11 protein-coding genes are annotated in these 12,996 nt (G+C 38.4%); all 11 read left to right on the top strand.

The annotated features are described in order from the left end of the window. The first annotated feature begins 100 nt into the window (after positions 1-100). On the top strand, positions 101-2,158 hold the full coding sequence (locus IX38_RS09440) for a M13 family metallopeptidase (protein WP_034704130.1): 2,058 nt from the start codon (positions 101-103) through the stop codon (positions 2,156-2,158). Between the two features lie 324 nt (positions 2,159-2,482). Next, the gene (locus tag IX38_RS09435) at positions 2,483-4,579 is read left to right on the top strand and encodes a M13 family metallopeptidase (protein WP_034704128.1); all 2,097 of its coding nucleotides are present in this window, start codon (positions 2,483-2,485) and stop codon (positions 4,577-4,579) included. A gap of 271 nt (positions 4,580-4,850) precedes the next feature. After that, complete coding sequence (locus tag IX38_RS09430) at positions 4,851-5,297, top strand: type VI secretion system contractile sheath small subunit (RefSeq protein ID WP_034704161.1); 447 nt, start codon at positions 4,851-4,853, stop codon at positions 5,295-5,297. 21 nt (positions 5,298-5,318) lie between these two features. Next, positions 5,319-6,680 carry a DUF5458 family protein gene (locus tag IX38_RS09425; protein ID WP_034704126.1) on the top strand — a complete coding sequence of 454 codons (1,362 nt, stop codon included), beginning with the start codon at positions 5,319-5,321 and terminating at the stop codon, positions 6,678-6,680. A gap of 64 nt (positions 6,681-6,744) precedes the next feature. Beyond that, the gene (locus tag IX38_RS09420) at positions 6,745-7,218 is read left to right on the top strand and encodes a hypothetical protein (protein ID WP_117585885.1); all 474 of its coding nucleotides are present in this window, start codon (positions 6,745-6,747) and stop codon (positions 7,216-7,218) included. Between the two features lie 84 nt (positions 7,219-7,302). Beyond that, positions 7,303-8,337 carry an A/G-specific adenine glycosylase gene (mutY, locus tag IX38_RS09415; RefSeq protein ID WP_034704121.1) on the top strand — a complete coding sequence of 345 codons (1,035 nt, stop codon included), beginning with the start codon at positions 7,303-7,305 and terminating at the stop codon, positions 8,335-8,337. A gap of 44 nt (positions 8,338-8,381) precedes the next feature. Continuing rightward, positions 8,382-8,939, top strand: a complete 558-nt coding sequence (gene gldD, locus IX38_RS09410; protein ID WP_034704119.1) for a gliding motility lipoprotein GldD — start codon at positions 8,382-8,384, stop codon at positions 8,937-8,939. Positions 8,940-8,966: 27 nt separating this feature from the next. After that, positions 8,967-9,890, top strand: coding sequence for a PfkB family carbohydrate kinase (locus IX38_RS09405; protein WP_034704158.1), 924 nt, complete (start codon positions 8,967-8,969; stop codon positions 9,888-9,890). Positions 9,891-9,977: 87 nt separating this feature from the next. Beyond that, positions 9,978-11,342, top strand: a complete 1,365-nt coding sequence (locus IX38_RS09400) for a peptidylprolyl isomerase (RefSeq protein ID WP_034704117.1) — start codon at positions 9,978-9,980, stop codon at positions 11,340-11,342. An 84-nt stretch (positions 11,343-11,426) separates the two neighbouring features. Next, positions 11,427-11,924, top strand: coding sequence for a hypothetical protein (locus IX38_RS09395; protein WP_034704114.1), 498 nt, complete (start codon positions 11,427-11,429; stop codon positions 11,922-11,924). 72 nt (positions 11,925-11,996) lie between these two features. Further along, the gene (locus IX38_RS09390) at positions 11,997-12,986 is read left to right on the top strand and encodes an NAD(P)H-dependent flavin oxidoreductase (RefSeq protein WP_228377932.1); all 990 of its coding nucleotides are present in this window, start codon (positions 11,997-11,999) and stop codon (positions 12,984-12,986) included. Positions 12,987-12,996: the final 10 nt, after the last annotated feature.

The following is a 12,996-nucleotide window of genomic DNA, read 5'->3' as shown; positions in this document are numbered from 1 at the left end:
GCCTTTGCGATTTTCCAACAAAAAAGTTTAAACAAATTCATAAAAAGAATCGTAACAAATTACAAAAAAAACATACATATACTATAAAATTGCTATCATAATGAAAAAACTAACGCTTTCTTTGTTTTTATTGGCAGGGGTTTGCTCACTAAATACAGTGAACGGACAGGCTAAAGCCGTAAAAACAGCAGTTAACAGCACGGATAAAGGCTTAGATCTTAGCCTTATGGACACTTCTGTACGTCCGCAGGATGATTTTTACAACTACGTAAGCGGAACCTGGATGAAAACCGCTAAAATCCCGTCTGATAAGCCGACTTGGGGAAGTTTCAACAAACTGGCTGACGATACGGATAACAACTCAATGACTATTCTGAACTCTCTTCTTAAAGATAAATTTGCTGACGGAAGCGAGGGTAAGAAGATCCAGGATCTCTATGCTACCTACATGAACATGCAGAAGAGAAATGCAGACGGTATCAAACCTATTCAGGGAAATCTGAACAAAATTGATGCGATCAAAAATCTTGCTGACCTTCAGAACTATCTGGTTTCTGTAACTAAAGACGGTGAAAACACCCTATACGGATGGGGTGTAGATGCAGATCTTAAAGATTCTAAAATGAATGCCGTTTACTTAGGCGATGCTTCCTTAGGTTTAGGAAGAGATTATTATCAGAAAGTAAACGAAAAAAATACAGAAGCTCTTGCTGAATATCAGAAGTATGTGGCTTCTATGCTTAAGGAACTGGGCTACAAAAATGCTGATGCAGCTGCAAAAGGAATCGTTGATTACGAAAAAAGCATTGCGCAGACCTACCTTACAAACGAGCAGAGCCGTGATAATACACTGCAGTACAACCCAAAAACAATGGCTGAGCTTTCAACATTGGTAAAAGGGGTTGACATTCCTGCTTATCTTAAAAAAGTAGGAGTAAATACTGACAAAGTAATCATCGGAGAAATCGGGTATTATAAAAGCTTTGATAAATTGGTGAATGCTCAGAATCTTCCTGTGATCAAGGATTATTTAAAATTCCACATGATTCACGGAAGTGCTTCTTACCTAAGTGAGAAACTGGGGAACATGAGATTTGACTTCTATGGTAAATACCTAAGAGGCCAGCAGGAGCAGAGAGCACTGAACAAAAGAGGCTTCGAACTTATCAATGGTACTCTTGGTGAAGCTTTCGGAAAATTATATGTTGAAAAATATTTCCCGGCTGAAGCAAAAGCACAGATGGTGGAACTGATCGACTATTTAAAGAAAAGCTTTGCCGTTCACATCAACAATCTGGCATGGATGTCTTCCACAACGAAGGAAAAAGCAATGAACAAGCTGAACAAGTTTACTGTAAAAGTTGCTTATCCGGACAAATGGAAAGATTATTCAAAATTAGACATTGTTTCTGAAGCCAAAGGAGGAAACTTATACAGCAACCTTCAGAATATTTCCGAATGGCAGTACAATAAAGATCTAGCAAAAATCGGTAAAGCTGTTGACAAAACAGAGTGGGGTATGACGCCACAGACGGTGAATGCTTACTACAACCCGGTAAACAACGAAATCGTTTTCCCTGCTGCAATCCTTCAGCCTCCTTTCTTCAATCCTAAAGCTGATGCTGCCGTTAATTTCGGTGGAATTGGTGCCGTGATCGGTCACGAAATGAGCCACGGATTTGATGATTCAGGAGCTCAGTTTGATGCAGACGGAAACCTGGTAGACTGGTGGACTCCGGAAGATAAAGCCAACTTTGAAAAGGCAACAAAAGCTCTTGCTTCCCAGTATGACAAATACGAGCCGGTAAAAGGAACTTTTGTAAACGGTACTTTCACAAACGGTGAAAATATCGCTGACTTAGGAGGTGTGAATATCGCTTACGATGCTCTTCAGATGTACCTAAAAGACAAAGGAAATCCAGGGAAAATCAGCGGATTCTCTCAGGATCAGAGATTCTTCCTGAGTTGGGCAACCGTTTGGAGAACCCTTTCCAGCGAAAAATATATGGTGAACCAGGTAAAAACTGACCCGCACTCTCCGGGATATTTCAGAAGCTTCGGTCCACTGATCAACGTTGATGCTTTCTATAAAGCATTTGATGTGAAAAAAGGAGACAAACTATACAAAACTCCGGAAGACAGAATCAAAATCTGGTAATAATTTACAGGAAAATAGCAAAAACCGTTCAGCAATGAGCGGTTTTTTGTTTTTATGTGGCAGCTGTTACGTTATGGATAGCAGATGCGAGTTTCGAGATACAGGGAGTACAAATTTCGGGGTTGAAATTGAATAAATCATTCTGATTCATGATAGCTCGCTTTTTTATCCTAAAACACTAAAACACTAAAACACTCATACTCTCAAACTCAACAACCTCACTGTCAATTCCTCATCATTTATCAATTATCATTAATCATTTATCACTTATTATTAAAGTTCGTATATTTGGTAAGTTTGTGTAAAAATCAAAAACAATTTTTAATGAAAAAGCTAAATATTGGAATACTTGCCCTTTCAGGCATTGTATTTTTAAACTCATGCGGTGCGGCTAAAACTGCCGGGACAGAAACAAAAGCTGAAACTGCCGTGGCTGTTGCAGAACCTGCGAAAGAAGAAATGAAAGAGGAAGGAATCAATTTGTCTTATATGGATAAAAGCGTTCGCCCGCAGGATGATTTTTTTAGCTATGTGAACGGAAATTGGGTGAAAACTACTCAGATTCCTTCAGATAAAGCAAGTTGGGGCTCTTTCAATGCTTTGAGAGAAAATGTGGATGATGCTTCTCTTGATATTCTGAACAAAATTTTATCCGAAAGCTATGCCGAAGGATCAGAAGGACAGAAAATCCAGAATCTCTACGCATCTTTTATGGATGTAAACCAAAGAAATGCAGATGGACTAAATCCTATTAAAGGAGATCTGGCAAAAATAGAGGCCGTTAAAAACCTTAATGACCTGCAGAAATACCTTCTTGAAGCTACAAAATTAGGCGATAATTCTTTCTATGGATGGAGAGTAAGCGCAGATATGAAGAATTCTAAAATGAATGCGGTATATCTTGGCGGTCCCGATCTTGGTTTAGGAAGAGATTATTATCAGAAAGTGAATGAAGCAAACACGAAAACACTGGCAGAGTATCAATCTTACGTTGGAAAATTATTCGGGGTTTTAGGATATAAAAATTCTGAATCTGCAGCCAAAAATGTTGTTGACTTCGAAAAGCAGCTAGCCAATTATTTATTGACTCTTGAGCAGAACAGAGATGCCAATTTGAGATACAATCCTAAAAATGTGACTGAACTTTCAGGGCTGGTTAAAAATGTTAACCTGGCTAAATATCTCAAAGATGCAGGCGTAAATACAGATAAAGTAATTATTGGAGAGCTGAAATATTACCAGAATATGGATCAGTTCATCACAGAAAAGAACCTTCCGCTGTTAAAAGATTATCTGAAATATCACTTGATCAACGGTAATGCCAGCAATCTTGATGATAAACTGGAGCAGATCAGATTTGATTTCTATTCAAAATATCTTCAGGGCCAGAAAGAGCAGCGCCCGATGAACAAAAGAGGGCTTGGTCTTGTCAACGGAGTTCTTGGTGAGGCTTTCGGAAAATTATATGTTGAAAAATATTTCACTCCCGAAGCAAAAGCCCAGATGGAGATGTATATTGATTATATTTTAAAATCATTCAAAACACATATTAATGATATGGACTGGATGTCTCCGGCCACGAAAGTGAAAGCACAGGAAAAGCTTTCTAAATTCACTGTAAAGATCGCTTATCCGGATAAATGGAAAGATTATACCCAGTTAAAGGTAGAATCTCCAAAACAGGGAGCCACTTTATATTCCAATCTTCAGAATGTAGCCGGGTGGCAGTACCAGAGAAGTCTGGATAAAGTAGGAAAACCGGTGGACAAAACAGAATGGGGAATGTCTCCGCAAACTGTAAACGCTTATTACAGCGGATCAAACAATGAGATCGTTTTTCCGGCCGCCATTCTTCAGCCTCCTTTCTATAACCCTAAAGCTGATGCTGCTGTGAACTTTGGAGGTATCGGAGCTGTGATCGGACATGAGATCTCTCACGGATTTGATGACAGCGGTTCGCGTTTTGACGGTGATGGAAACCTCAATAACTGGTGGACGGATGAAGACCGTAAGAACTTTGATGCCAAAGTAGCACAGCTGGCCGCCCAGTACGGTGCTTACGAACCCGTAAAAGGAAGCTTTGTAAACGGTAAATTCACAAGCGGTGAAAATATTGGTGACCTGGGTGGGGTAGCGGTAGCTTATGATGCCCTTCAGATGTACCTGAAAGATAAAGGAAACCCGGGCAAGATCAGTGGATTTACGCAGGATCAGAGGTTTTTTATGAGCTGGGCAACGGTTTGGAGAACCAAATCTACCGACCAGTATATGATCAACCAGGTAAAGACAGACCCGCACTCTCCCGGAGTGTTCAGGGCATTCGGTCCACTGGTCAATCAGGATGCATTCATCAAAGCATTTGATATAAAACCCGGTGACAAAATGTACAAAGCACCACAGGACAGGATAAAAATCTGGTAGAATAACCAAAAATTGTTAGAAAAGAAAAACGTATCAGAAATGATGCGTTTTTTATTTATTTTTTTCATAGTTTAGTGATGTCGTAAAGTAATGATTTTACGGTGTATATATTATGGGTTAAATTAATATTTCAAGAAAAATCTTTACAAAATTTTGTATGTTACAGTTTTTTTTTAAATTTAAACATTGGATTGGCAATTTATTTGATTCATCAGTAAATTATTCAAAGACAGATCCAAACCAAAATCAGAAATCTCAAAATAATAATAATATGGCAATGTTTAATTATGGTGTTGGCGGCAACGAAGTAAAAGTGGACGCTAATGAAGCTATTCAGGAAATACAGGAAAATAAATCTCTGATAGTAAGCCAGCTTACCACAGAAGAATCTTATAACCCTGAAATTGTAACAGGATTAAAGACCGTGGACGACGTCTTCAGACATTTTCAACCTTCTGTAGCTGTACAGCACGAAACGGAAGAGGGGAGCATTGTAGAAGAAGAATTCCGGTTTCAGAATCTTGCAGACTTCACTCCTAAAAATCTTACCCAGAAATCAGAGTATTTACAGCAGCTTAGCATGGAACAGGAGCAGTACAATAAAATCGTACGACAGCTGAAAACCAACAAAATTCTGCGCAACATGCTTGAGAATGACCAGACCAGAGCTGCGTTCATCGAAGTACTGAAAGATGTGGCACAAGAACTTGAAAAATAACTATTTACACTAAATCAAATCATGGATAGCAAATTACAGGCACAAGAGAGCCAACAGCAGGGGCAGCAGCAACATTCAGGACAGCCGAAAGGCAACCCGCTTGCAGAGCTTAATAAAATAGGAGGTTTTGGCTTTGTTGAATCCGTTGTAGACGGTATCGCCAATATGAACCCTACTAGAAAAGCCAGGAAAGAAATTTTCCTGACAGACAGTAATAAAACAGACGAAAGAAAAGAGCTTCTTCAAAAAATAAGCCTTTGGGTAAGTCTTCTGGAGGGCAACGAACCTGCAGATAAAATGGCAGATGTCTGCAAAACCAAAGCGCAGGCGGCTGACCAGAACTTAAAAACCAATCTTAAAAATACACTTGATGCAGTGCGTTTGCTGGAAACCAACTACAGAACTGTAGCCCAATTCTACAAAAACACAGAACTGGATAAAGTGGATAACGTAAGCATCGTTAATGCAAGCCTTGAACAGGTTTCAGATCTTGATAATCCTTTGTTCATTGATGCCATTTCCGACGAATTCAAAAACTATTACGACCGTTTAGATCTTAGGGATAACTATTCTATCTTAGCCATACCCGGATATTTAGGTTCAAATAAAGTTATTGAAAAATGGGCAAAGATCTGTAACGAAAACAAAGTAATGATGGTTACCGACTTTGCTAATCTTGATAAACCGGATGACGTGGTAGACTTGTTCCACTCAGCCAACCTTACCGGTGGCGAGCTTCACAGAAGTAACGTTATTATGACGTGTAACTGGCTTGTAGGCAGAGGAAGAGCAGAAGAAGTAGGAGAAGAAGAGAACGTAGAGCTTCCGCCTTCCACTTCATTGGCAGGAAAAATCCACAAAACCTTAATGTCTCAGGTGGCAGCAGGTAAAAAACATGGTAATATCAACGAAGTAGATGCCGTAAAATTCGAACTGAAGAAAAGTGAAATTTCCCAGTTGGAAAAAATGGGTCTGGTTCCGATGGTAAACGAATACGGTAAGATCATGGCATTCTCCGCAAAAACACTGTTTACAGGAGATAATATCGGTCTTCAGACCTACTCAGTAGTACGTGTATTCGATTATGTAACTAAAGTTTTACTCGACTTCCTGAACAGAAGAGCTTTCGAAAACTGGAACGCCAAGAACGAGGACGATTTAAGAAGACAGATCGTAACATTCCTGGACAACATCAAAGGTCCGGACAAGCTTATTGAAAAGTTCAAAATTGTTCGTTTCGAGCAGGACAGAGTCAATAAAGACAGAGTATGGCTGGATATCCGTATGACCCCTTATTTCCCTACAAAAAGTTTCGTTATTAAATTGGACGGACACAAAGGAGATGACGGTAATGAATGGGATGCACAGTATACTCAGGAATAGTAATCAACCAATTTTTAATAATAAAACCGATGCATTCTTACATCGGTTTTTTACTGCCATTCATATGAAAACTAATGCGATCCAAACAAAAATAAGCTTACTTCTGCCTCTGTTCCTGCTGGTTGTATTGGCGGGATGCGAAAAAAAATACCAGGAGCCCGATCATTATGCCGTGGATCTTTTTAAAGACGAACGCCAGAAGGGAAAAGCCTACATAATGAACGAAGAAGAATGCTTTGACGGCAGCGAGCTGGTTATAGCAAGTTCAAATGTCAAGCTGGCCGACAGTTCAAAAGGAAGAGGAAAAACATTCTTTCTTTACAAGGTCAGATCCGGAAAAGTAATGAAAACAATAAGAGATTCAGTGGTCGATTATCCGTTTATGTTCCTGTCCGATCAACGGCTTAAGCTAAAAAGCGACTCCATCTATCTTTATCTTAAAAAGCTTGAAGGCTACCGGTTTATCGCCGCAGAAAGAAATCTTAAATACAAGTGGCTGAAAGCAGCTCCGGTATACTCTGTTAAAAAGGATAAATAATTTTATCTTTGCAGGATGGGAACGGAAGTCTTAATAAAACACTGACTGAAAATTCCCTTATATCATTTAAACAGACTTAGGTTTTTGGAAAAAGATAATAAAAGCTCAGATTTTCTCCACATTGGAAATAAATTACTGACCTGGTACGGAAAAAATGCAAGAGATCTGCCTTTCAGACAGACAAAAGACCCTTACAAGATCTGGATCTGCGAAATTGTTTTTCAGCAGACAAGGATCAGTCAGGGACTCAATCATTATAATAACTTCATTAAAAGATTTCCCGATGTAAAAACTCTGGCTGAAGCTGAAGAAAATGAAGTGCTGCTCTACTGGAAAGGCCTTGGATACTATTCAAGAGCCATTAATATCCATAAGGCTTCCCAGCAGATTATGAACGATTATCATGGCGTTTTCCCCTCTGATTATGAAGAGATTTTAAAATTAAAAGGAGTAGGGAAGTACACAGCTGCTGCGGTATCAAGCATCTGTTTCGGGGGCAGAATGCCTGCTGTTGACGGTAATTTTTACAGAGTTTTAAGCCGTATTTTTGCGGATAGTTTCGATATTTCCAATTCAAAAGCTTTTTCTTATTTCTCACAGCTTGCGGAATTGGTCATACCGGACAATGTCGGAGATTTTAATCAGGCCATGATGGATCTTGGTTCAGAGATCTGCAAGCCTAAAAATCCCCTTTGTGGTGAATGTCCTGTGAATGATGACTGCCTTGCGTTTTCCATGCAGAAAATATCAGATTTCCCTGTCAAAACAAAAAAGGTCAAAACAGAAGACCTCGCCCTGAAGTATTATTTCGTACACAGAAACGGTCAGTTTTTGATACAGCAGAGAAAAGATGATTTTATCTGGAAAAAATTATTTGAGTTTCCATTGGCTATTTCTGAGGAGCTGGAATCATTTGTCAGAAACGTGAAAACCATTACCCACAAGCTTACCCATAAGAACCTGACCATTGAAATTTCAAATGTTGAGGTAGATTCAGAAGCTGTTTGGGACAGTTTTATTGAGGAAAACCAATACATGGTCACAGACTTTATGGCATCTCATGATAAATCTTTTCCCAAGCCTTTGGAAAACTATATCCAAAACTCACTGAAAGACTGAAATTTGTCTCCCAAAATCTAAAATCTAATTTGTACTTTTGCAAAATGATAAAAAACGTCATTTTTATTTTTATATCACTCCTTTTAGTTTCATGCGGAAAAGATCATGTTCCGAAACCTTATGGGGAACTCCGCCTGGAATATCCGGCACCGAAATATCATAAGTTTGAAAACAATTGTGCCTATACTTTTGAATATTCAGACTTTGCATCGATTTCTGATGCTAAAAAGCCTTGCTGGTATTATATCAATTATCCAAAAATGAAAGCAAAGGTCTTTGTGACCTACTATCCGATACAGAATGATTTTGCCGACCATATCAAAGAAGCTGAAAAAATGGTTTACGAGCATACCATTAAAGCCAGTTCCATAGATACTAAATCATTTGAATATCCTGACAAAAAAGTGTACGGAAACTTCTATGAACTGAAGGGACAGAGCGCTTCCAATCTTCAATTTTACATTACGGACAGCACAAAACATTTCGTGACTGCTTATTTATACTTTAACACAAGGCCGAAACCCGATTCTCTGGCCCCGGCAGTGAACTATATCAAAGATGATATGAAGCACCTGCTGGACACTTTTGAATGGAAAAAATAATTGACTTTAAAATACATTGAAAAATATATGAAACTTTTAGTTGTAGGAAGCGTTGCATTTGATGCAATCGAAACGCCATTTGGTAAAACTGATAAAATTTTAGGAGGTGCAGCCACTTATATCGGCATCACTTCATCTGTTTTAGGCGTTAAATCTGGTATTGTTTCCGTTGTTGGAGGAGATTTCCCACAGGAGCACCTTGATATGTTCACAGACCGAGAAATAAATATTGAAGGAATTGAGATTGTAAAAGAAGGAAAAACATTCTTCTGGTCCGGAAAATACCATAATGACCTGAATACCAGAGATACTTTGGCTACAGAAGTGAATGTTCTGGAAAATTTTGATCCGAAAATCCCTGATTCTATGCAGGATTCAGAAATCCTTCTGCTCGGGAACCTGCACCCCGGCGTTCAGCTGTCCGTACTGGAAAAGATGAACACACGTCCGAAACTGGTTATTCTTGATACCATGAACTTCTGGATGGATTCAGCTTTGGATATTCTGATGGATATGATCGCCAAAACTGATGTTATTACCATCAATGATGAAGAGGCAAGACAGCTTTCCGGTGAATATTCTTTGGTAAAAGCCGCTAAAAAGATCCACACAATGGGTCCTGATTATGTAATTATTAAAAAAGGAGAGCACGGAGCTTTACTTTTCCACGACAATAAAGTATTTGCTATCCCTGCACTTCCGCTGGAAGAAGTTTTCGATCCAACCGGAGCGGGAGATACTTTTGCCGGAGGTTTTGCAGCTTATCTGGCTAAAAAAGGAAAGGTAGATTTCGAGACCATGAAATCTGCCTTAATTGTAGGTTCGGCCATGGCTTCTTTCACCGTTGAAAAATTCGGAACAGAAAGAATCCAGGAAGTAAACGAATCTGATATGTTCAACAGATTAAGACAATTCAAAGAATTAACGACATTCGATATTGAACTGCAATAAATAAGTCTTTTTAAGAAATATTTATAATAAAAAATTTAGACTAATTCGTTAAGTATTCTAAATTTGCAACTTGTTTAAAATAGTAAAATGACAAATAAACTAAAAATCACTTTTCTTCTTGGGATTTTCATGATGATATTCTCTTCAAACATGAATGCTCAGCTAAAACCCGGAGAATTAGTGGATGGTATTGCTGCTGTTATCGGGGATGAAATTGTTTTGGAATCGGATGTGAATGAGCAGAGAAATTATGCCAAACAGCAGGGAGCCTCTGAAACTGATAAATGTGACTTTCTTGAAAACCTGATCAGCAACAAACTTCTTGTATACGAAGCTAAAAAAGATACATTAATTGAAAACCGTTCTGCTGCCATTAAAGAGCAGGCGAATGCAAAATACCGCCAGTTGCTTTCCCAATTCCCTGACGAAAAAACAATGCTTGCTGCATATAAGTTCAGAAATGGATATGAAATGAAAAACGCTATCGAAAAGATAGATGTAGACCAGTACTACGGACAGGCGAAATATCAGCGTATCACTGAAAAGGCAGACGTAACCCCGAACGAGGTTACCGACTTCTATAACCTCTACAAAATGCAGCTTCCGGAAATAAAGGATGAAATCTCTCTGGCACAGATCATGATTTTTCCTAAACTTACAGAGGCGCATAAAGATGATCTTATCAAAAGATTAAAGAAAATCAAACAGGATATTGCCGGTGGGGAAACTTTTGAAAGCCAGGCAAGGATTTATTCCGAAGATGAAGGATCTGCCGCAAATGGCGGACTTTATAAAAATATTGCTAAAGGACAAATGGTAAAACCGTTTGAAGCAGCAGCTCTGAACCTCCAGGAAAATGAGATCTCAGATCCTATTGAATCTGAATTCGGATACCATATCATACAGCTGATCAAAAAATCAGGGAAAGTATATGATGCAAGACACATCCTGTTAAAAGCCACACCTACTGATGATGAGATGAAAACCGCCAAAGCAAAATTAGACAGCATCAAAGGTCTTATTATTGCAGGCAAGATCACATTTAAAGATGCGGCATTTAAATTCTCAGATGATAAAAAGACGAAATTCAATGCTGGTATTATTTCAGGTGCAGATGGTTCGGACAAAATCGAAAGAGAAAGCATTCCGGGATCTATTACGTATGAATTGGCAGGCCTGAACAAAGGAGATATCACTTCTGCTTTTGAAGATGAGGACAATAAGAGAAAAGTAGTAAAGATCATCAAATTGGAAGACGTTATTCCTGCCCACCAGATTACACTGGAAACAGATTATAACAGGATCAAGCAGATGGCGCTTAATAAAAAGCGTAATGAAATGATTGAAAAGTTTGTCAATTCTAAACTGCCGACAACCTTTATCTCGATTGACGGACGCTATGACAACTGTAAATTCAAAGCCAACTGGAAAAAAGAATCAATCAAAAAATAAATAGTAAAACCTTCAGAATTTCTGGAGGTTTTTTTATGTCTGAAATTTAAGAAAACTTCTTATTTTTGGTAAAAACGATAAAGAATGGATTATAATTTTTACAAGAGAAATTTTCAAGAAGCGGTAGAAGATATTTTCTTCAGGCAATTTGATGATCTTGGTCTGAAATTATCCGTTGAAGAAGTTTTAGAATCCGTTGCATTAAAAATTTATAAACCTGAATGGTCAAATGATTTTAAATCTCCATTAAATTCAAAAAGCAGAATATTTTTTTCGGTTTGGGTAAATGATAAAACCATTAAAGAAGGAAAATTATATTATAATATTCATGCTTTAAAACTTCGTGAACTGAAAGGCTATAAAATTTCAAGCAGAAACTTCGCCGAAAAATTCAGAAATAAATTTATTGAATATCAGAAAGAGTGGGAAAATGCAGATGTACATTTTGGACCGTTAATTTTAATGGAAGGCTGGATCAATTTGAATATCGAAACCATTCAAAATGATATAATTGATTTGGCCTGGAATTTTTTAAAAATAAGTCCTGTTATTGATGATACTTTGGATATATTTAAAACTTAGTAATCCTTTGTTTAAAGCGATTTTACACAATTTTTTATTCATTAAAAACAACGGTTTTTAGTATTTTTACGCATGAGCAATTTTATAGATTTCAATTCAGCAAAAAAACTTCACGAAATGAAGACAGGTCAAAATAGAATTACAGAGCTTTTTAATATACAATATCCTATCGTTCAGGCCGGAATGATCTGGCATTCCGGATGGAAACTGGCATCGGCGGTTTCCAACTGTGGAGGATTGGGACTTATAGGAGCAGGAAGCATGTATCCGGATATCCTGAGAGAAAATATCAGGAAATGTAAGATGGCTACAGATAAACCCTTTGGTATTAACGTACCCATGCTGTATCCTAACCTTGAAGAGATTATTCAGATCATCATAGAAGAGAAGATAAAGATCGTTTTTACTTCCGCCGGAAATCCCAAAACATATACAGAAACCCTTCAGAAAGAAGGAATAAAAGTAGCCCACGTAGTTTCATCTACCAAATTTGCAGTAAAATGTGAAGAAGCAGGAGTAGATGCTGTTGTAGCGGAAGGCTTTGAAGCAGGAGGACACAACGGAAGAGATGAGACCACTACTTTCTGTCTTATCCCGAATGTGAAAAAACATATCTCCAAACCATTGATTGCCGCTGGAGGTATTGCACTGGGTTCACAGATGAAAGCTGCCATGATCCTGGGGGCAGATGGGGTACAGATCGGTTCCCGGTTTGCCGCTACTGTTGAAGCAAGTGCCCATGAAAACTGGAAAAAGAAAATTACAGAATTAAATGAAGGCGACACCCACCTTACCTTAAAAGAGTTAGCACCTGTAAGGATGGTGAAAAACAAATTCTTTGGTGAGCTCGAGGAGATTTACCAGTCAGGGAGAGATAAAGAGGCTTTAATAGCTTCATTGGGGCGTGCAAGAGCCAAACGTGGAATGTTTGAAGGAGATATGGAAGACGGCGAGCTGGAAATAGGACAGGTTTCAGCCCTGATCAATGATATATTACCGGTAGAAACCGTTTTCAGTAATTTGTTGAAGGAGTTTGAAGAAGCAAGCGTACCCGGCTTATAGAAGTCTGAAT

Source organism: Chryseobacterium luteum (assembly GCF_000737785.1).
GTDB classification, from domain to species: Bacteria; Bacteroidota; Bacteroidia; order Flavobacteriales; family Weeksellaceae; genus Chryseobacterium; species Chryseobacterium luteum.
The sequence above is the reverse complement of the archived record's forward strand: the minus strand, read 5'-3'. Positions and strand labels throughout refer to the sequence as shown.

What these genes read in the sequence shown, in the direction of transcription:
- IX38_RS09440 (WP_034704130.1), top strand. Translation starts at nt 101, where the DNA reads ATGAAAAAACTAACGCTTTCTTTGTTTTTATTGGCAGGGGTTTGCTCA.
- IX38_RS09435 (WP_034704128.1), top strand. Translation starts at nt 2,483, where the DNA reads ATGAAAAAGCTAAATATTGGAATACTTGCCCTTTCAGGCATTGTATTT.
- IX38_RS09430 (WP_034704161.1), top strand. Translation starts at nt 4,851, where the DNA reads ATGGCAATGTTTAATTATGGTGTTGGCGGCAACGAAGTAAAAGTGGAC.
- IX38_RS09425 (WP_034704126.1), top strand. Translation starts at nt 5,319, where the DNA reads ATGGATAGCAAATTACAGGCACAAGAGAGCCAACAGCAGGGGCAGCAG.
- IX38_RS09420 (WP_117585885.1), top strand. Translation starts at nt 6,745, where the DNA reads ATGAAAACTAATGCGATCCAAACAAAAATAAGCTTACTTCTGCCTCTG.
- gldD (WP_034704119.1), top strand. Translation starts at nt 8,382, where the DNA reads ATGATAAAAAACGTCATTTTTATTTTTATATCACTCCTTTTAGTTTCA.
- IX38_RS09405 (WP_034704158.1), top strand. Translation starts at nt 8,967, where the DNA reads ATGAAACTTTTAGTTGTAGGAAGCGTTGCATTTGATGCAATCGAAACG.
- IX38_RS09400 (WP_034704117.1), top strand. Translation starts at nt 9,978, where the DNA reads ATGACAAATAAACTAAAAATCACTTTTCTTCTTGGGATTTTCATGATG.
- IX38_RS09395 (WP_034704114.1), top strand. Translation starts at nt 11,427, where the DNA reads ATGGATTATAATTTTTACAAGAGAAATTTTCAAGAAGCGGTAGAAGAT.
- IX38_RS09390 (WP_228377932.1), top strand. Translation starts at nt 11,997, where the DNA reads ATGAGCAATTTTATAGATTTCAATTCAGCAAAAAAACTTCACGAAATG.